Raw genomic sequence first — 19,077 nt, forward strand, 5'->3', positions numbered from 1 at the left:
ATGTCGTGCGCACTCCAAGCGCCCCGGTAATTTTGTGACATAAATCACCATAATTACAACATCATCCATCTAAGAAGAACTAAATGACTAACATTGGCACCAAATTTCTACTTGCTCAAAGGTTCACCTTTGATCCAAATAGTAATTCGCTCGCTGACCAACAAAACGGCAACGACGTTGTACGATTAGGAAGCAACGAAAGCCGTATACTTCTGATGTTGGCAGAGAGACCAAACGAAGTTTTAACCCGTAACGAGCTTCACGAGTTTGTTTGGCGTGAGCAAGGTTTTGAGGTGGATGACTCAAGCCTGACTCAAGCGATTTCTACTCTGCGTAAGATGTTGAAGGATTCAACAAAATCTCCAGAGTTTGTTAAAACGGTACCTAAACGTGGCTACCAACTCATTTGTTCAGTGGAACGCTTGAGCCCATTTTCTACTGACTCTAACACTGACGTTGAAGAAACCGCTTCTGAACAAGAAGCGCCAGCAGTGGAGTTAGAAGCGAGCGATACACCACCAACAGAGATAGTGACCGATACTACTGCTGATCTTGAGCCTCAAGTAGAGCCGACTAAAACTCAGCCGAAGCCAGCATCTAACACGATTAACTGGCTACCGCGTGTCATTATCTTTTTGTCTCTGCTGCTTCCTGTTTGCGTATTGTTATTCACGAACCCTGCGGAATCCCAATTCCGTCAGATTGGTGAGTATCAAAGTGTACCGGTGATGACACCTGTAAATCACCCTCAAATCAACAACTGGTTGCCTTCAATAGAGCAATGCATTGAGCGCTACGTGAAGCACCATGCAGAAGACTCGTTGCCAGTTGAAGTGATTGCCACTGGTGGACAAAATAACCAGCTGATTCTGAACTACATTCATGACAGTAACCACTCTTACGAGAACGTAACACTGCGTATTTTCGCAGGTCAAAACGATCCAACAGACATCTGCAAATAAAGGAGGCCAATATGAAGATTAAATTAGCATCTGCGGTTTTGGCCGTATCCGTTCTTTTCAGTAGTTGGTTGTATTGGGGAAGTGACCTAAAAGTGGAGCAGCTCCTCACAGCAAACGAATGGCAGTCGACCATGGTGACAGTCATTACAGACAGCTTGCCTGACGATACTGTCGGCCCACTACGCCGAGTTAATGTTGAATCAAACGTGAAATATCTCCCTAATGGTGACTATATTCGCGTAGCAAATATAAAACTATTCGCTCAAGGTTCAACCGCAGAATCAACGATAAATATCTCGGAAAAAGGCCGCTGGGAAGTAAGTGACAACTATTTGTTGGTCTCGCCTTCGGAGTTTAAAGATATTTCATCTTCTCAATCAAAAGACTTTTCCGAAGCACAGCTACGTTTGATTACTCAAATTTTTAAGCTAGATGCGGAGCAAAGTCGTCGTATTGACGTCGTGAACGAAAAAACACTCTTGCTCACTAGCTTGAACCACGGTTCTTCGGTACTGTTTAAAAACTAATTTTGATTGGATGATAAGGGGGCAAGACGCCCCCTTTGTTTTGCTTATGGATTGGCTAGATACCACTACTCTCTTTTTCGGTTCACTAATCGCCAACACGCTGGCTTCACTTTCCGGTGGCGGAGCAGGCTTGCTTCAATTCCCTTTACTCATCTTTCTCGGCTTACCGTTCTCCGTTGCGCTAGGCACACATAAGGTGGCTTCGGTCGCTTTAGGCTTAGGCGCAGCAAGCACGCATTTGAGATCAGGCACTATTAAATGGAAAATCGCGCTCTACCTTATCTTGTCCGGTAGTATTGGCGTGATTTTAGGGGCTAACTTAATTGTACAGATCCCTGATGGTATCGCGGAAAAGATGCTCGGCACGATGATCCTAGCGCTAGGTATCTACTCGCGATTTAAGACATCGCTAGGCCAAGCTGAAGTAATACGTAACCGTCATCCTATCGGTTGGGTTATTGGTGGAATTGGCTTACTGTTTATCGGCATCATTAACGGATCTCTTACCGCAGGTTCTGGTTTGCTCGTGACACTATTTTTGGTGCGCTGGTTTGGTTACGACTACAAACAAGCCGTTGCTTACACCATGATTTGTGTCGGCCTGTTTTGGAATGGCATTGGAGGCATTGCCGTCGTACAGGCAGGGGCGCCTATTCACTGGGCTTGGTTACCTGTTTTATTGTTAAGCTCATTTCTAGGCGGCAGTTTAGGCGCATGGGCCGCGACTCGATACAGTAACAGAGTGATTAAAGTTGCATTCGAAATTCTCACGTTTGCCGTGGGCATCAAGTTGCTGGTTTAAAAAGATTAAAAGGAAAGTTTCATGGATAAAGCAATCATTGATATTTATTACTGCCGCCAGTGCAACTGGATGTTGCGTTCAACTTGGCTATCGCAAGAATTACTGCATACTTTTAGCGAAGAAATAGAAACAATCAGCTTACACCCAGACACAGGTGGTCGCTTCGAAATTTTCTGTAATGGCCAACAAATTTGGGAACGGAAAAAAGACAGCGGCTTTCCTGAAGCCAAGGTGCTAAAACAGCGCGTTAGAGACATTATCGACCCAGAACGCGATTTAGGACATTCAGACACAAAATAGGGAGCAATTCGCTCCCTATTTTTTTACTTAGTAAAACCGTTAAATCATGGTTTGTGCTAATACTTCGCCTTCTGGCGTTTTTACCGTTAGCTTATTGTCTTCTAGAGTACCAAAGCTTCTCGGTAAGCCATTACGTGGGAATGTCATCGAGCCTGGGTTGAATATAATGGCTCCGTCTTGCATCTCTGCGACGGGAACATGTGTATGACCGTGGGCGATGATATCACCTTCACGCAGTGGCGGCCGTTTTTCAGAGTTGTACAAGTGACCATGAGTCAAAAAGATTCTCTTGCCAGATTCAAGTAGCACCCATGAGTAATCCATCATCATTGGAAACTTCAATAGCATTTGGTCCACTTCACTATCACAGTTGCCACGTACAGAAATAATTTGATCACTGTATTGGTTCAATAAGTCTGCTACCTGTGGAGGGTTGTAGCCTTCTGGAATAGGGTTTCGCGGCCCATGGTTTAGCGTATCTCCTAGCAAAATCAGGTGGTGCGCACCAGAGGCCAAAAATAGATCAATGGTTTCTTTAGTTGCTGGCAAAGAGCCATGCAGGTCTGAGGCAAAAAATAGTTTCACGACATCGTCTCCTCAAAAAGTATGAGGTCATTCTACGGCATTTTTTTAGCAGCTCAACCTACGACGGTTTGAATACTACTGATAGCGCAATGATTCAATGACCATAGGCAAAACATAGAACCATGCTGCATACGCTGTTCCAACCAACACCAGTATCCAAAACACCATCGACATAAATTTTGATTTGGCTAGATGGTGCAGCGGATCGGGCTCTCCGCATCCTGGACATGCATGAGCGCGTTTTGAGATTTGTTTCTCACACACGGGGCAAGAGACTAAAGGCATGATACAGATTCCTCGACATTAGGCTTAGGGCGCAAAGAATAATGGTGAATTAACACATATGCAACCTAACATATATTAAATATTTTAGTTCTTTGTAACAGTCGCTGACTTGAGAAAAAATTCGTTGATTTTTCATTTATATCAACCTATTACACTTCTTCTCGCACCATACCGTTGATGACAATATTGTTATAACTCACCATCCCAATGACCTCGCCACTTTCAATGACCGGCGCTCTGCTTATGCCAAATCGCTCAAACAAACGTGCACAATATTTTACGTTCATATCTGGTTCGACACACAAAGCGGGCTTGGTCATGATTTCATAAATATTTGTGCGCTGAGGAGAACGATTATTCGCCAGCACCTTTTTGGCGATATCATTCATCAACACGATGCCATATTCATCATTATCATCTCGCTTTTTCACCACCAGCGCTTTGACTTGGTATTTTTTCGCTAGCGTTATGCCTTCGTATACGGTCATCAGTCCATCAACCATTACATACGTTGCCGCCATAACATCTCGAACTCTAATTATCGTTTGATCACTCATAATTCATCCTCGACTACTTTGGTCAATGTCTCGACTTGATGCGCGACACCGACTGCATCTTCAATATCGATCTGAACAGCAATCCCCTGTCCCGACTCTCTGTCAAATTCACCAACCTCATTAATGGTCTCTAATATGTGTCGAGATAGATGTTCCTCGACCACAAACAGCAGCACATCTTTTTGCACTTCTAGCGTTAAACCAAAAAACGTTCGCTTTTGATTTAAACCTTGCCCGCGAGCATTGTTAATCACTGTTGCACCGGTCGCACCAGCATCGCGTGCAGCGTCCAACACCTTGTCTGTTTTGCTGTCTTCAACAAACGCAAGTATCAATTTAAAGCGCATTTTCTTCTTCCTCCGAGACGTCTTTATTCAGCCACTGGGTTATTTGCGCATAGCCCATCACAGAGATCATAGGAAATAGACTGGCAAACGCGATCAAGCCAAAGCCATCAATCATTGGGTTTCTTCCAGGGACGGTCGAAGCAAGCCCTAACCCTAATGCAGTTACAAGTGGGACAGTGACGGTAGAAGTTGTTACGCCTCCAGAATCGTAGGCGAGTGGAACAATAAGCTTAGGAGCGTAAAACGTTTGAATCACAACGACGATGTAACCCGCGATGATGTAATAATGAATGGGATCGCCCACGACAATCCGGTAACTCCCTAATGCAATACCAATTGCCACCCCAAACGCAACGGCTACGCGCAAGCCGTTAATACTGATACTGCCTCCAGAGACTTGGTTTGCTTTTATCGCTACAGCGATTAAAGAAGGCTCTGCAATCGTGGTACTAAAGCCTATAAAAAAGGCGAAGGTGTAAACCCAATAATAGTCGACCCACATTAAGGCTTTCCCTACCGATACTTTGAACTCTTGTAAAAACTCCGGCGCCGTTAATTGCACAGCCATCGTCTCCCCAAGTGGAAACAACGCCATTTCTAATCCAAGTAAAAAAAGAGCTAACCCGAAAATCACATAAACGAACCCAAGCAAAACTTTCTTAAGGTTGCTAACAGGACGCCTTAACACCGCTAACTGAAAACCAAAAATAATGCTGGCGATGGGAACGACGTCTCGAACGGTCGATAACAAAGTGTCTAGGAAATGATCAATTGAAATCATGTTACGACCATTCCGTAAACCATCACAAACATCATCGGTAACAGCGAGGCAAAAGCGATTAAACCAAAGCCATCCACCATAGGGTTACGCCCTTTAATAGAAGACGCTAAACCGACACCCAGTGCAGTGACCAAAGGTACTGTTATGGTGGACGTGGTTACACCTCCGGAATCGTAAGCAACGCCAATAATGGCTTCAGGTGCAAACCACGTCAGTATTACAACGCCTACATAGCCACCAATGATCATGTAATGAATCGGCCACCCTTTTAAGATACGCAAAACGCCGATAACGATGGCTATCCCCACAGAGAGAGCTACTGTTACTCGAAGTCCTTCTCCGTAATCCTGCATGGACTGCTCTGAGTTAGCGATCATTCCGCCCTCTGCCGCAACTTCTGAGGCTTCTTCCGCTACCGCGGTTAATGCAGGTTCAGCTATCGTGGTGCCAAACCCCAAACAAAACGCAAAGACTAATAACCAAAACACGCTGCCTTTTTTTGCAAAGGCTTGAGCCATACTCTCTCCGATAGGAAAAAGACCAAGTTCTAGGCCAAAGATAAAAAAGGTTAATCCTAAAACGACAAGCAACAAGCCAAAAAGAATGGAGACCAGGTTGGGCAGCGGCTCTTGCAAAACGACTAATTGGAAAAAAGTGATAACAATGATGATGGGTAATAAGTCACGAGCACTGTTGAGGAGCGCTCGAAAAAGCGCAACAAATGCTTCCATGCCTATCCTCCTTGATTGTGCAAACTGATTACGCTCGTTCCAATGAGCGATAACTTCTAGTCTGGCATAGATTTCACTCTTCTACCGTGAATGCACTAGCGCCATCTATAACATTTAGTTACATATTTTCTAATATGTGAAGTTAATAGTATCTCTGCCAGCTTGTCACTATCCCAGAAATAATGGTGTTGAGATGATCAAGCTAAGCACAAAACGACTATAATGTTCTAATACGTGTACATTCAAAGAGATAACATGAAGATATTACTCACAGGTGGCACTGGGTTTATTGGCTCGGAGTTGCTCAAGCTGCTATCAACTCACCAAGTTATGCTACTTACACGCTCTCCAGAGCGAGCAAAACAACGCCTACAGCATGCTGATCTGGGTAATATCGAATACCTTGACTCGCTCGAGTCGTTCGCCGATCTCAATCACGTTGATGCCGTCATTAATCTTGCAGGTGAGCCTATTGCGGATAAAAGGTGGACCAGCGAGCAAAAAGAAAAAATCTGCAAAAGTCGTTGGAAAATTACCGAGCAAATTGTTGAGCTGATCCACGCAAGTACCGAACCTCCCTCTGTTTTTATTAGTGGCTCGGCAGTTGGCTACTATGGTGATCAACAAGACCATCCGTTTGATGAGTGCTTACATGTTAATAGCGACGACTTTCCTCACGAGGTTTGTGCAAAGTGGGAGCAAATAGCCAAGCGCGCAGAGTCGGAGCAAACTCGGGTTTGTCTAATGAGAACTGGCGTGGTACTCGGCCTTAATGGTGGTGCGTTGGCAAAGATGCTATTACCTTACAAGCTTGGCGTAGGCGGCCCACTTGGGAACGGTAATCAGTACATGCCTTGGATTCACATCCTAGATATGGTCCGCGCCATCATGTACTTGCTTGAAACACCACATGCCCACGGTGCATTCAATATGTGCGCCCCCCATCCTGTGACTAATCGTATATTCAGCGGCACACTAGCTAAAACGCTAAAACGTCCGCATATCTTGTTCACGCCTAAATGGGCGATGGAACTCCTAATGGGAGAATCTTCCTGCTTATTGTTTGATAGCATGAGAGCCAAACCCAAAAAACTCACCGAACTGGGCTTTAAATTTAGCTACTCCAGAATAGAGCCAGCACTCAAGCACTTGCTTCATGACCGGAGCTGATGAATGATGGCTCTAATCAAGGTTTCTGAGTCTTAAATTAAATTATGAAAAAGTCGATTCTTATTACGGGTTGTTCAACCGGCATCGGTTACGTGTGCGCTCACGCCCTACAAAACAAGGGATTTAATGTCATTGCATCTTGTAGGAAAGAACAAGATGTCCAGCGCCTAATTAATGAAGGGCTAACCTGCATCAATCTAGACCTAAATAGCCCAGAAAGCATTTCTTCGGGCGTGAAGCAAGCGCTAGAGTTAGCAGAAGGTAAGCTTTACGCAGTGTTCAATAATGGTGCCTATGGTCAGCCCGGAGCACTGGAAGACTTACCCACCGAGGCTCTTCAAGATCAATTTCAGACCAACTTTTTTGGTTGGCACCAGTTGGTCAGAGAGGTGCTTCCTCATATGCGCCAGCAAGGCGAAGGACGCATCATACAAAACAGCTCTGTTCTTGGTTTTGCCGCAATGAAATACCGTGGTGCCTATAATGCATCAAAATTTGCCTTAGAAGGCTGGACAGATACGCTCAGGCTAGAGCTTGCGGATACGAATATCAAAGTGGCATTGATAGAACCAGGACCGATCGAAACTCAATTTAGAAACAATGCATTACGAGCCTTTGAGAAGTGGGTTGATATTGAATCTAGCCCCCATCGTCATGCTTATGAAGGACAAAGAGAGCGACTCAACAACGACAAGTCTAATAATCGATTTGTTTTGCCTGCAGAGTCTTGCATCGCACCAGTTCTTCATGCATTAACTAGCGTTTCACCGAAAATTCGTTATCGAATTACTACACCGACTAAATTATTCGCAGTCTTGAAAAGACTATTACCAACCCGTGTACTTGATAAAATTTTGCGACAGGCTGCATAAAAAAGTTTTGTCGAAATGTAATTTCACCGTAACAATGTGATGTCATTATGAACATGTAGGTTAAAAAAACCTCAACTAAACGAATCAATTTCTACGCAATTCAGCGGGGATTCTTTCGCCCAAAGTGATTGAGTTGCTTAGATTTGGTATCGCCACCCATTACGTTTTGTAGCAATGTTTATACTACTGCGAGGCAACAATGACATTAAATCAGCTTAACTGGCTTAGTGTGGGTGTAGTGTTGACCATGTTCATCCTATTTTGATACCGCACTAACAAATAGCATTAGAATTGCGCTGCTTCGGCAGCGTTTTCTTTTTATCTAACACCTGAGCAGCAATAACCTCACTCTATTACCTCACGTTTTCTCAAAATAGAATGATTCATTATTGATGGTGAATGTCGCTTGAATTTCACCTAAATCAACTCCATATCTAATATCAACGACAAGACACAAGGCAAGGATACTCTGATGCAATCCCCATTTATCGTTGAGATAACAGAACAGAACTTTCGCGAAACGCTTGAAGGATCAATGAACACGCCCGTTTTGATCCACTTTTGGGCCAACGCTCAGCCAGAAAGCGCACAGATACTCCCTGAGTTGCAATCTCTTGCTCAACAGTACAACGGTGCATTTACGCTTGCTCTACTAAATTGTGAAGATCAGCCCGCTTTAGCGTCTCAATTTGGCGTGCAAGTATTGCCAACTATCGCGCTGTTTATAAATGGTCAAGCCGTCGATGGTCTGGGAGGCCCCCAACCAATTGATGCCATTGCTACCATGCTACAAAAGCATTTGCCAAGCCCAGATGAACAACTATTAAAACAAGTCAGTGAACTTCTTCAGCAAGGTGAGCATGCTCAGGCTTTGAGCATCATCCACACTTTGCCGCCAGAGCTGCAAGAGCGTGGTGATGTGAAACTCGCGATGGCTGATTGTTTGCTAGAAACCAAACAATTTGATATTGCCCAAGAACTACTGAACGCTATCCCTCTCGAGTATCAAGATAACTACTACAAGAGCCTAATAGCCAAGCTCGAGCTGCATTTGCAGGCTGCAGATAGCCCTGAGTTACAGCGACTAGAACAAGCATACGCAGCAGACATGGCAAACTTCGAACTCGCTTGTGAATTGGCGGTACAATACAACCAAGTTGGTCGGGATGAAGAAGCGTTGGAACTGCTGTGGAATATTCTTAAAAAAGACTTGGGCGCCCAAGACGGTGACGTGAAGAAGACTTTTATGGATATTCTCAGTGCGCTAGGTCAAGGTAACGCATTAGCAAGCAGATATCGTCGCCAGCTTTACTCAATTTTGTACTAAGCGCCGCATTCTTCTAGGAATAAGACAACAAAGGCCGGGATTTCCGGCCTTTGTTTTTTGTTAGAAGTCGCTATACAACGTTGGTGCTGCTGGCGGATACTCTATTGGTTGCCAACGATCATTAAAGGTGTACTTGGCATAAAGCATGAAATGGTTTGGTGTATAAAACTCAGAACGTTGTACATCGACTAACGCACCAAGATACCAACGTTTGCTGACTCGCTTTTCCACCGCCGCTTGCAACGACGTACCAAAACCACCACCTTTGTCTGACTCCGCTACTGTCGATAAGTATGGCGCGTCTTCCTTAGTCCAAGAGTTAGAGACGGATGCACTCAATTGATATGACCAAGAACTGTTGTATCGGCCATAAAAGTTGATAGGTAAAGACACCGAGAAGTAACTTTGCGGGCTGTAGTAGCCACCGTGACCTAGCGTGTACTCACCCAGATTTTTGTCGTAATCAAGGTACATTAAGTTCGTACCTATACTTAAACGCTGGTCATCCGTTGCAATTAACTTGTAGTACGCTCCACCTAGCACGCCTAAACGAGTGTTGTCCTCAACCTTTTCACCAGTCAAAACATGATACTGCAAGCTACTCCAAAAACCGTAAGGGCCACCAATGTCCCAACTTGAGCTCAACTTCACACCAGTACGAGCAACTCCGCCCCATTTAGTCCCTTGAGGGTCAGTCGTGCCGCTAGGGACAGACATTCCAGCATAAGAAAGCGCGCTACTGGTCTCTGGGCGACGCGAAGCTTCTGCCGTCCAACCGAACTCACCCAGGTCCCCATTGATGCGCACACCACCAACCCATGTGGTATGGTCGAAACCAATTGGTGTCGTGCCGATATCGACCAACCAATCTTCAGCCTGCCAGCCCACTCCAAATGCCATACCTGATGCGTCATTTTGGAACGAAGTGCTGTCAGAATCGGTGGTTTTTTCATAATAGTCCAACTGACCTGAATCGATAGAAACATAATCGGCTTTTAGCAATAGGTGCCCATCCCAGCTCTCTATCGGGATTCGGGCTTCTATGGGCACTTGATTCGAAGTATTACGGCCATCTCGTGCACTGTAATCCCAGCCAATCATGACATGCCCATCACTCCGATCATGCAGTTTATCGATGTCCGATTTGACGTTACGAGTCAACCAGTAGTCGTCAGCAGTATCATATAGCTCGCGTAAGCTTAGGGGTTCTTTTTTCGCCTCTTCAGGTTCACGATTTTTATCCATTCGGTCACGATTTAAGGCTTGATAGGCGCGTGTTTCAGCTAACGCCCACTGTTGATTTTCCATTGCTATAGACATGCTATTGCGAAATGCTAATGCGTCAGCATCAGGCATCGCATCCAACAACTGATTTAGCGCATTAGCGTCATTTCGATAGCCTTGTTGATTAAACACCGCGGCCACTGTCATCAACTGTGCCGCAGTTAAGCTATCGCGCTTTTTATTCAAAATGAGGTGCATGTCGTGATACGTCGCTTCATATCCAGTCAAAGCACTAGCTTGCAACATGCCAATTTCTGCTTGAGTTTTAAATGGCTCAGGCTTTAAAGAAACTTGTTCATACAAATCCAACGCAAGCTTAGGCTGTTGATTAACCAGCATCAGATCCGCTTGACTCAACAGTCGACGGGTTTTGAGTTCATCAAGCTGTAATGCTTCCGAAGCACTTAAATCTTGTGTTGCGGAATTTAATGCTAAGTCCGCGTACCAACGATCAAAATCTTCAAAGTGATTCAAGCTTACCATCATGCTGCCGTAAGCCAGTTTGTCATCGGTTGACCAATCTTCTGAAAGCGAAATGTTTTGGAAAATCCTCTCAGCTTCCTTAACTTCATCAATGTCTAACCACGCACTCACTAGACGAGCGAGCGGTTGAATTTGACCTTGATAATCCGACTCTAGCGCACGTAATGTCGCCATTACTGATTCGGGAGAAGCTAAGTAACGCGTTTGAATGTCTCTCAACTGAGCATCAAGCTTCAAGCGGGTTAAATTGCGCTGCATTGCGTCTGTCATATCATGTTGTGCGATACTCTCTAGCTCAGCGATGGCCTCATTCACGTTGAAGTCCTGCGCGAGATAAAGCGCGTAAGCAAATTTCATTTCAGGGTCATTACTAGATGTAGCCCAATCGGACATCAGCGTATCCGCGCGTACTTTGTCGCCCATTGAATGAACCACGTCAGCAATATCAAGCCTTAACCATGGGGAGGTTGGCTGTAGCGCAATCAATTCCTCTACGGACGCTTTCATCGTTGCCTGATCATTTTGAGCGATTGCGATCCGCAGACGAGTCAAAATAACTTCCGACTTGATGCTCGCTATTTTTTCAGCGACCACTTTCTGCTGTGGGGCTGAGTAACTGCGCGCGAGTGCTTCCGCGCCAGACCAATCTTGCTGCTGAATACGAACATCTAAGCGACCACGCAATGCAGAGCTATTGCTGCTATCCAGTTGCAAAGCTTGTTTGAAAACCTTCTCTGCCGCGGCATAATTTTCTTGTACCAGATACAAAGAGCCTAATGATGAATAAGCATAAGGTTGGGATTTATCTACTTGAATCGCTTTTTGATAAGCGCTTTCTGCTTGCTTAAACTGGCCTTTTTCGACCAAGGCATCACCTTGATCAAGATACGCCCAATATTGAGAAGTCTCGATTAGCGCTGCCCATTTTGAGGCCGAGTCAGGATTATGATCTAAGTGCTGAGCCTGTTTAAAGTATCCGAGCGCTTTTTGTTGCTGCCCTCTACGTAGATAAACCTTACCCATAGCACCAAGCAATTCAGGATCTTGCGGACGAGTCGTCAACGCATAACGCAGCTGAGCTTCTGCTTGGTCGGTTTTATCTTCCTCGAGCAACGCTAACCCTTTGAGCTTGGCGAGATAAGTGGGGTCTTTGCGTAGTTCCTTTTCCTTTTTCCAGCGATCTTTCGCGCTTTGATTCGCTCTTTGTATCTCCATGTCAGACGGGTAGTAGCTAGCTAAGATGGCATATTGCTGAACAACTTGATCTGAAATAGGCAATTGATCCAATGCACGCAACCACGACGTTGCCGCATTTGTTCCAACCGAAGGAGCAAGCGCTAACTTTTTATAGGTATCGAGAATCCATGGATCGGCAGGATTCTCTTTGCGAATGTGGTTGGCTAACGCGAGTTGAAAAGACGGAACACTAGGATAATTTGCATTTAAACGTTCCAGTCCCTGTTTTACCGAGCTCCAACTGCCTGGCAAATTACTTTGCAACTGTAGGAATTCCAGTTGTAACGCTGGTGATGGCATTCCATTTGGGAAAAGGGCTTTGTAAGCTTGAATCGCTTCATCGTAACGACCAGATTTTGCAAGCAACTGAGCGCGCTGATAATCCGCTCTTTTCTCTCCCTGAATAGCCATAATCGATGACAAGTTTTTCGCTTGAGTCGAATGAGGCGCCTGTCTGATTAAGCGCTCAAATACCAGTTTTGCTAATTCTGGCTGCTTACGTTTCAGATACATATTCGCTTGATAGAAAAGCCCCGTTGGATTGCTTTCTTCAATCGCGAACAGCCTCTCCAGAGTACTCTCGACAATATCATCTCGGCCAATCGCATCCGCCAGTTTTAGCTGCTCAACCAACCACTCAACCGAGTCAACTCGTGCTAATGATGTGGAAAATTGAACCAGCTCGATAGGCTTGTAGACCTGTGCGAGCTGCGACTTTGTCAGAGGTGTTGAGCTAAAGCTTTCTGCATGCACAGTGCCGACGCCACCAGCCGCCAAAGCAACCAGTGGAATCCACCATAACACGCGTCCTGTTACTGACATCTCTCGCTCCATACAGGAAGCAATTCACCTTGCACACCAAAACGGTAACGTTCTTCATGCCAACCAAGTCCAAATAGACTTAATACGTTGTCGTAATAATGATCGTTTTTGTCCACCACAAGTTCATTTTGAGCACGACGAAACTGCGTCTCCAACAGCGTAGATTCACCAGAAGCCGCGAGTAACGGAAGAGCCGCAGCAGAAAAACCTGCGCTTCCTGCTTGGGTATATTTACCCGTTTCAGTATTTACTTCTCTCGCTGGCGCACCAAGGGCTTTGGTTGCCGCGACAAACGGCTGCATTTTTTGTACTAATACTGCTTTTTCTGAAACTTGGTCATTTAGCATACCCGCCCAAAGATAAGTGCGGATGGCGTTGTAACTGCCCATCGGCCCTGTAACCACATCTGAGCTATAACGACCATTTCTCAATACTGCCCAGTCTGGGCTAAAGCCTGCTGGCATCGTTTTCTCTAGCATGTGAACACTTGCCTTATACATTGAGTCCCAGTTGTATTGCGGGTACAGCGACTGCATACGAGCAATCAGTTGTAACGGAACATAACTCGGATTCACACGGTACTGGCCGTCGGCATCAAAGCCCGTTGGAGCTGGCAACAATACCGTTCCAACTCCCGCTATGTTGACGGTTTCTTCACGTAAAATACGACTCGCGATCAGATGTCCAAGGGTCTGATAGTAGTAGTTATTCCATAACCTCCCCGCCTCAACAAGAGAGTAAGCTATCCACAAATCAGAATCTGACGCTGGGTTAGAATCCAACACTCCGAACTGACCATTTTCTTTTCTTCCCCACAACCAAGCAGGAAGCCTTGCCGTCAAGTCCCCACCAGCTAAATGTGATTGAGCCCATTTTAAAACCTGATCGAAGGTTTTAGGGTCATTGGCAACCAAGGCAAAAAACAATGCGTAAGATTGGCCTTCCGAGGTTGTAATCATACGCTCGTCACTGCCATCAACGACTCGGCCTTGCTCCATGTATACAGACTTAAATGTTTCCCATTGTGGCCACTCGCAGGTGTTAGCCCACAAGTAAGGAGACACGAACAACATAAGGAATGAGATGAGTTTTTTCATTATTCCTCTTCCTCAGTTTTTTCTAAACGTCTAGACGCGACTTGACGTAATACGCGCCAAAGCACAATGGTTACAATCACCACTAGCAAGGCGGCAAAGCACGCAACGATGACTGGGTGATTAGAGAAGTGATACCAAACGAGCTGCCACACAGGAAGCTTACCAACATAGTAGTGCGAACCCACGTTGTAGCTAGCTACTTCGTTATTTCTCAAAGTCACTACCGAGCCAAACATGTGCTCCACTTTACCGGAGTCAGCCAACGCGCGATCAACCGACGCAAAATCTGACGGGTGAGCCGCCATAATAGAAATGACGCTGCGTTTTTTCGTAAATGGCGATTCTGCACCATAAATAGCAGCAAAAGAGCCTTCTGCCTCAACAGAAACATAATCCGCGGCCACTTGACGAGCATCACTTGGACTCATCCAGTTCATTCCGAGCTGCTTTTCATTTTTGCTTGGCAGGCGAATTTGTCTCTGACCTTCTTTAACCACTAAGTTAACTTGGTCAGGGTTATTAGCGGCTTCTTCTAGTGCATCCACAACACCAATCGTCAGGATGTCTTTATTTTTTAGTTGCTCAGCATTCCATTTATCTGTCAAAAGCACCTGAATACCTGGGTACCCAGAATCACTTCCTAACGAGCCCATGACGTTTAAGAAGGTCTGCAACACTTCTTTTGGAGCTCTCTCTGGAACAACAATCGCAGTTTCTGACAAATCGGCCATGCGTGTGTAAGGGAAGCCAGAAGTAGCAAAAGCGCGCATATTTGGCATTTCGATGTAGTGAGGGAAACCACTAAAATCAACCGTAGAGTCACCATCAATGACCGCGTATTGCTTACTTGGCTGCGTCACCTGACATTGCCCATCAGTCACCGACGCAAAACCAAACTCAAACTCGATTTGGTTTTTACTGCCAACTTTAAATGCCGGAATACGAACAAGCGCATCACCACTCAGAATACTGTCATCTAGCAGAGGAACACGCACACGGTTAGACTCACCACCTTGGCCTTTTGTGGTTAAGTTAAACGCCTCAATGAACTGGTCATTGATGCTCAAAGTCAGGCGAGAACCAGAATGATCCGCAGCAGGTGGCGAATACCGATAGTTAAGATCCATCGGTATACCACGGCTCTGCCAAGTAAAGAGATCGGGTGGTAAGCGCAAACTCACATTGATTGGAGGAGGCGTTCGGCCTTCCACTTGCAACATGCTTTTTTGTTCGACTAATTCAGATAATGCAACGGGACGAGCCGTACTCACCCAGTTTGGCGCATCGTACGGGACTCGTGGTTTGATTTGTTTGACTTCATTAATCTTCGCGATTGGCCCAGTAAGAAGTTGGTTTCCCAACGCCAAACCTTGCACCGCAACGTTAAGATCCTTACTGTCACGGCCTATCACTAGAAGAAGCTTCACGTACGGGTCCGTTGGGTGAGTGATGACTTGAAGACGAGGCCCATCCGTGTCTGGAAAATCTCTCAGAAACTCAGGTTTGTTGTCATTGGTAACAAAGACAATGGCGTTGCGCTTAGGTAACGTGTCGACACTAAAAGGGAATTGAGCGCCACGCCAACCCGCAAGAGCACCAAAGTAAGAGCTCAAGACACCGGCAGCTTTGACATCATCCAGATCGTATTTGCCGCCCATAACGACAGGTAGATTTAACTGGCTAAAATCACGGACATCAAAAAACGGCGCTGGCAACAAACTCAAGTCGCTTTCCAGTATTGTCTTTTGGGCAAACATTTCAATTCGACTGCTTTGGCTGATCTCAGCCCAAATGCTCGAGTCATTTGGATTGGCACACTCTTTCTGAGTATTCCCAATCAACTCAAAGCGAATTTGGTTGTAGTTACTGAAGTAACGAGTATCCAGCGGCATCGATAAGCTCAATTTTTTACCTTGCTGACCATCGACGATTGACGCCACTCCCATAAGCTCGTTGTTCAAATACACTTTGACGTGAGAAACCAAAGAGAGCAACGCTGGTGAGGGTGTGATGTCAAAGTACAACGTGGCTTTAGACACCACCTCATCGAGTCGCGAACCGAAACCAATATAAGCACTGGCCTCACTACCTTGAATAGCAATTGAACCACTGTACCCCAATTGACTAAATGGAATGACACGCTTAAATACGGTCGAATTTTCAGCATCTTGCTGTGCCAAAGGCGTTGGTTGTTGCTGACTTACTTCTTGTGCCGCGAGACTGCCCGACATACACATGAGAGTGATAGCCGTCGTCAACGCTGTTAGTTTTTTATTATTTAGCATGACTTGAGGTCCTGATTGGGACATAACGAGGTCTTAGTGACCAAATAAATTCGATACACAATAAAAGTGCATCCACACTGGCCTGAACAAATTTAGGGCAATGTTGCAACAAGCGTTTGTATCCATTAAAGCCGACTTGCAGTACAGCCTGCATACTCGAGAGAGGCTTATCTGATTGATAGCCTTGTTGCCATTTCGCCCACGTATCTGCACGTGCAAATGTACATTGGACGTATTGGATTTGTTGTTGATGAGACAATTCGTTGAGTTGTAAACCAAATATCCCCTTATGAGCATAGGCAACCGTCATCGGGAACACGAACTCTTGACCACCGCGATTGAGGATCACTTCTAAGGTTTGGCCAAGTAGGTACGCACAGGTTGGTTCATCGACTCCGTCTATTTCAATGCGCACGCCACCCAAAGAGAAATCCTTCATCTGCGCTTGAATCAAGTGTCCTGAGTGAAGCCTTACCGCGACAGGAATCGCCACCTCTACTCGGTGATCTTTTCGCACTTGCTTGGCTTCTACCGCAACGGCGACAGCAGCACCTAAAATCAACAAGTTGTACATCGTCCAAACGAGATTCACGATAACCGTACCGATTTCGTCTTGAGGCCCCCACCCCATTCGGTAAATCCCTACAGCAAAGCCCAGAATGTTGAGTGCAACCAAAACCAAATATGGTCGAGAGATCACCCAATCGTAGTGAGACTTTTCAACCAAACCGCCTTTTGCCGTTACGTTGAATGTCCCTTTATGGGGCGCAAACAAAGCCACCGTTGTTGGCCTTGCGATATACCAAGCAAGCACGGTTTCGTATACCTCACCCCAAAACGAATAACGGTAGTCACCCTGCATACGAGAGTTGGTCATGCTGGCGTGAATCATGTGGGGTAATACGTACAAAATGATCGCCAGCGCTGGTGCATAAATCACGTAGGAATGCAGCAACAAATAAGCCAAGGGTGCGATCAGGAATACAATCCTCGGGATACCAGATAGAAAGTGCAGCATGGCATTGACGTAACAAAGCCGTTGAGAGAGCTTAAGCCCCTTTCCAGTCAATGGATTATCTACCCTAAATATCTGCGCCATCCCGCGAGCCCAACGAATGCGTTGCCCAACATGTGCAGACAATGTTTCTGTCGCCAAACCAGCAGAAATCGGCTGCTTAAGATATGCAGAACGATAGCCTAAACGGTGCATGCGCAGAGACGTGTGCGCATCTTCCGTCACGGTTTCGACTGCAATACCACCGACTTCCTCTAAAGGCTCTCGACGTAAAATAGCGCACGAGCCACAGAAGAAAGTCGCATCCCATAAGTCGTTACCATCTTGAATCAGGCCGTAAAACAAGTTGCCTTCGTTTGGCACGTTACGAAAGTTCGATAAGTTACGCTCAAAAGGATCCGGTGAGAAAAAATGGTGCGGCGTCTGAATAAGCGCCAACTTTGGATCTTTCAGGAACATCCCCATTGTGAGCTGAAAAAATGCTCGTGTAGGAATATGGTCACAGTCAAAAATCGCAACAAACTCACCGCTGGTCTGCTTCAACGCATAGTTAATGTTACCGGCTTTCGCATGTTCATTCGTTGGGCGGCGGATGTAGTTCACCCCTACACTTTTGGCGAAATCTCGGAAGCTATCACGCTTGCCGTCATCCAGAATATGGATGTTAAGTTTGTCTTTCGGCCAATCGACACCTAACGAGGCATAAACCGTCGCTTTCACAACATCGAGATCTTCGTTGTAAGTAGGGATCATCAAGTCAATGGTTGGCCAAGTTGACTGATCCGGTGGCATCGATACTGGTTTGCGATTCAATGGCCAGATATTTTGGAAATAGCCAAGCATTAGCACAATCCAAGAATACGTCTCAGCTAGAAGTAAAACGCCCCCTAGAAACAAAGCAACAGGATCGTCCCAGTTCAGGGTAGACGAATAACGCCACCACAAGTATCGACATGAGGCCGTAACCGACAAGATGATCAAAAGCATGGTAGGAAAACGACCCGGCATGCGACGGACCATCATCGCTAATGCCCAGAGTAACAGCACAAAGACAGTCTGAGCCTGATAACCAAATGGCACCGTAAAACAAAGCAAAGCGATTAACACCACGAAAAACAGCAAGGTGTAGTTCAACGCCATCGCTGGCTTACTTGCTTTAATACGCTCTCGAACTTGCGGATCTTTGATGTTGTTCGCTGTCTGTTCTAACCAGCGGACGCCTTTTGCAACCAATTCAAATGGCAAGTAGAACGCATTGCGAATTTGCTCGGCTAAAGTCATCGCTAAGCTGCTGGTTTTTTTGGACCATGCTGTATTAACGTTTTGCTTGAAGCAAAGCAACCACACGCTTTGGATAATAAAACGTACAGGATCAAACCATCTTGGCGCAGCAAAATTAACGTTTGGATAGTAAACCAAAGGTAGTTTCCATGAGGGAACACCCGAAATAACTGGCTTTAAAAATACAAAACTCAATGAAAACCAAAAAGACAAAGCACACTCACCAACCCAGTTTGTTTTGCAATTCCAGGCTTGCTCGTAAGCGTTCTTCTGCAGTCTGAATTGGTCCACGACCCAACGTTGGAAAATCAGATTAAGACTTCGCATA

17 protein-coding genes are annotated in these 19,077 nt (G+C 45.6%); 7 read left to right on the top strand and 10 right to left on the bottom strand.

Translation table 11 applies throughout. The annotated features are described in order from the left end of the window. Positions 1-83: 83 nt before the first annotated feature. The 4 genes from R7Q48_RS11180 to R7Q48_RS11195 are packed head-to-tail and all read left to right on the top strand — an operon-like array spanning position 84 to position 2,591. Positions 84-962, top strand: a complete 879-nt coding sequence (locus tag R7Q48_RS11180; protein ID WP_005382092.1) for a transcriptional regulator — start codon at positions 84-86, stop codon at positions 960-962. Between the two features lie 11 nt (positions 963-973). Beyond that, positions 974-1,489, top strand: coding sequence for a transmembrane regulator ToxS (gene toxS / locus R7Q48_RS11185; protein ID WP_005382091.1), 516 nt, complete (start codon positions 974-976; stop codon positions 1,487-1,489). Between the two features lie 46 nt (positions 1,490-1,535). Further along, positions 1,536-2,291, top strand: coding sequence for a sulfite exporter TauE/SafE family protein (locus R7Q48_RS11190; RefSeq protein ID WP_047102891.1), 756 nt, complete (start codon positions 1,536-1,538; stop codon positions 2,289-2,291). A 21-nt stretch (positions 2,292-2,312) separates the two neighbouring features. Beyond that, positions 2,313-2,591 carry a SelT/SelW/SelH family protein gene (locus R7Q48_RS11195; protein ID WP_005382088.1) on the top strand — a complete coding sequence of 93 codons (279 nt, stop codon included), beginning with the start codon at positions 2,313-2,315 and terminating at the stop codon, positions 2,589-2,591. Positions 2,592-2,630: 39 nt separating this feature from the next. On the opposite strand, the gene yfcE is transcribed toward R7Q48_RS11195, so the two are convergent. The 6 genes from yfcE to R7Q48_RS11225 form a co-directional block, all read right to left on the bottom strand. Then, positions 2,631-3,176 carry a phosphodiesterase gene (yfcE, locus tag R7Q48_RS11200; protein ID WP_005389637.1) on the bottom strand — a complete coding sequence of 182 codons (546 nt, stop codon included), beginning with the start codon at positions 3,174-3,176 and terminating at the stop codon, positions 2,631-2,633. Positions 3,177-3,251: 75 nt separating this feature from the next. Beyond that, positions 3,252-3,461, bottom strand: coding sequence for a hypothetical protein (locus tag R7Q48_RS11205; protein ID WP_005382086.1), 210 nt, complete (start codon positions 3,459-3,461; stop codon positions 3,252-3,254). A 149-nt stretch (positions 3,462-3,610) separates the two neighbouring features. Further along, positions 3,611-4,018: a CBS domain-containing protein gene (locus tag R7Q48_RS11210; RefSeq protein WP_005382085.1), complete on the bottom strand. Its 408-nt coding sequence runs from the start codon at positions 4,016-4,018 to the stop codon at positions 3,611-3,613. Beyond that, the gene (locus R7Q48_RS11215) at positions 4,015-4,365 is read right to left on the bottom strand and encodes a P-II family nitrogen regulator (RefSeq protein WP_054578025.1); all 351 of its coding nucleotides are present in this window, start codon (positions 4,363-4,365) and stop codon (positions 4,015-4,017) included. The genes R7Q48_RS11210 and R7Q48_RS11215 overlap by 4 nt, the downstream gene beginning before the upstream one ends. Continuing rightward, positions 4,355-5,146, bottom strand: a complete 792-nt coding sequence (locus R7Q48_RS11220) for a DUF1538 domain-containing protein (RefSeq protein WP_256903181.1) — start codon at positions 5,144-5,146, stop codon at positions 4,355-4,357. The genes R7Q48_RS11215 and R7Q48_RS11220 overlap by 11 nt, the downstream gene beginning before the upstream one ends. After that, positions 5,143-5,877 (bottom strand): DUF1538 domain-containing protein, encoded by a 735-nt coding sequence (locus R7Q48_RS11225; RefSeq protein ID WP_005382077.1) that lies wholly within the window; start codon positions 5,875-5,877, stop codon positions 5,143-5,145. Before R7Q48_RS11225 ends, R7Q48_RS11220 begins: the two co-directional genes overlap by 4 nt. Before the next feature lie 255 nt (positions 5,878-6,132). On the opposite strand from R7Q48_RS11225, the gene R7Q48_RS11230 reads away from it, so the two are divergent. From R7Q48_RS11230 to R7Q48_RS11240, 3 genes are all read left to right on the top strand, one after another. Continuing rightward, entirely contained in the window at positions 6,133-7,047 is a 915-nt protein-coding gene (locus R7Q48_RS11230) for a TIGR01777 family oxidoreductase (RefSeq protein WP_047102894.1), read from the top strand. Between the two features lie 44 nt (positions 7,048-7,091). Then, complete coding sequence (locus R7Q48_RS11235) at positions 7,092-7,919, top strand: SDR family oxidoreductase (RefSeq protein ID WP_025766996.1); 828 nt, start codon at positions 7,092-7,094, stop codon at positions 7,917-7,919. Between the two features lie 472 nt (positions 7,920-8,391). Beyond that, positions 8,392-9,246, top strand: coding sequence for a co-chaperone YbbN (locus tag R7Q48_RS11240; RefSeq protein WP_017819961.1), 855 nt, complete (start codon positions 8,392-8,394; stop codon positions 9,244-9,246). 60 nt (positions 9,247-9,306) lie between these two features. On the opposite strand, the gene R7Q48_RS11245 is transcribed toward R7Q48_RS11240, so the two are convergent. The 4 genes from R7Q48_RS11245 to bcsA are packed head-to-tail and all read right to left on the bottom strand — an operon-like array spanning position 9,307 to position 19,076. Then, the gene (locus R7Q48_RS11245) at positions 9,307-13,071 is read right to left on the bottom strand and encodes a cellulose synthase subunit BcsC-related outer membrane protein (RefSeq protein WP_262666780.1); all 3,765 of its coding nucleotides are present in this window, start codon (positions 13,069-13,071) and stop codon (positions 9,307-9,309) included. Beyond that, on the bottom strand, positions 13,062-14,168 hold the full coding sequence (gene bcsZ / locus R7Q48_RS11250) for a cellulose synthase complex periplasmic endoglucanase BcsZ (RefSeq protein ID WP_120458615.1): 1,107 nt from the start codon (positions 14,166-14,168) through the stop codon (positions 13,062-13,064). Before bcsZ ends, R7Q48_RS11245 begins: the two co-directional genes overlap by 10 nt. Further along, positions 14,168-16,453 carry a cellulose biosynthesis cyclic di-GMP-binding regulatory protein BcsB gene (gene bcsB / locus R7Q48_RS11255; protein WP_213960381.1) on the bottom strand — a complete coding sequence of 762 codons (2,286 nt, stop codon included), beginning with the start codon at positions 16,451-16,453 and terminating at the stop codon, positions 14,168-14,170. The genes bcsZ and bcsB overlap by 1 nt, the downstream gene beginning before the upstream one ends. Then, positions 16,443-19,076, bottom strand: a complete 2,634-nt coding sequence (bcsA, locus tag R7Q48_RS11260; RefSeq protein WP_256903183.1) for a UDP-forming cellulose synthase catalytic subunit — start codon at positions 19,074-19,076, stop codon at positions 16,443-16,445. The genes bcsB and bcsA overlap by 11 nt, the downstream gene beginning before the upstream one ends. Position 19,077 lies beyond the last annotated feature (1 nt).

The organism is Vibrio sp. 378, assembly GCF_033339435.1.

Coding starts and splice junctions, on each gene's coding strand:
- R7Q48_RS11180 (WP_005382092.1), top strand. CDS start 84: ATGACTAACATTGGCACCAAATTTCTACTTGCTCAAAGGTTCACCTTT.
- toxS (WP_005382091.1), top strand. CDS start 974: ATGAAGATTAAATTAGCATCTGCGGTTTTGGCCGTATCCGTTCTTTTC.
- R7Q48_RS11190 (WP_047102891.1), top strand. CDS start 1,536: ATGGATTGGCTAGATACCACTACTCTCTTTTTCGGTTCACTAATCGCC.
- R7Q48_RS11195 (WP_005382088.1), top strand. CDS start 2,313: ATGGATAAAGCAATCATTGATATTTATTACTGCCGCCAGTGCAACTGG.
- R7Q48_RS11205 (WP_005382086.1), bottom strand. CDS start 3,461: ATGCCTTTAGTCTCTTGCCCCGTGTGTGAGAAACAAATCTCAAAACGC.
- R7Q48_RS11210 (WP_005382085.1), bottom strand. CDS start 4,018: ATGAGTGATCAAACGATAATTAGAGTTCGAGATGTTATGGCGGCAACG.
- R7Q48_RS11215 (WP_054578025.1), bottom strand. CDS start 4,365: ATGCGCTTTAAATTGATACTTGCGTTTGTTGAAGACAGCAAAACAGAC.
- R7Q48_RS11220 (WP_256903181.1), bottom strand. CDS start 5,146: ATGATTTCAATTGATCATTTCCTAGACACTTTGTTATCGACCGTTCGA.
- R7Q48_RS11225 (WP_005382077.1), bottom strand. CDS start 5,877: ATGGAAGCATTTGTTGCGCTTTTTCGAGCGCTCCTCAACAGTGCTCGT.
- R7Q48_RS11230 (WP_047102894.1), top strand. CDS start 6,133: ATGAAGATATTACTCACAGGTGGCACTGGGTTTATTGGCTCGGAGTTG.
- R7Q48_RS11235 (WP_025766996.1), top strand. CDS start 7,092: ATGAAAAAGTCGATTCTTATTACGGGTTGTTCAACCGGCATCGGTTAC.
- R7Q48_RS11240 (WP_017819961.1), top strand. CDS start 8,392: ATGCAATCCCCATTTATCGTTGAGATAACAGAACAGAACTTTCGCGAA.
- R7Q48_RS11245 (WP_262666780.1), bottom strand. CDS start 13,071: ATGTCAGTAACAGGACGCGTGTTATGGTGGATTCCACTGGTTGCTTTG.
- bcsZ (WP_120458615.1), bottom strand. CDS start 14,168: ATGAAAAAACTCATCTCATTCCTTATGTTGTTCGTGTCTCCTTACTTG.
- bcsB (WP_213960381.1), bottom strand. CDS start 16,453: ATGCTAAATAATAAAAAACTAACAGCGTTGACGACGGCTATCACTCTC.
- bcsA (WP_256903183.1), bottom strand. CDS start 19,076: ATGCGAAGTCTTAATCTGATTTTCCAACGTTGGGTCGTGGACCAATTC.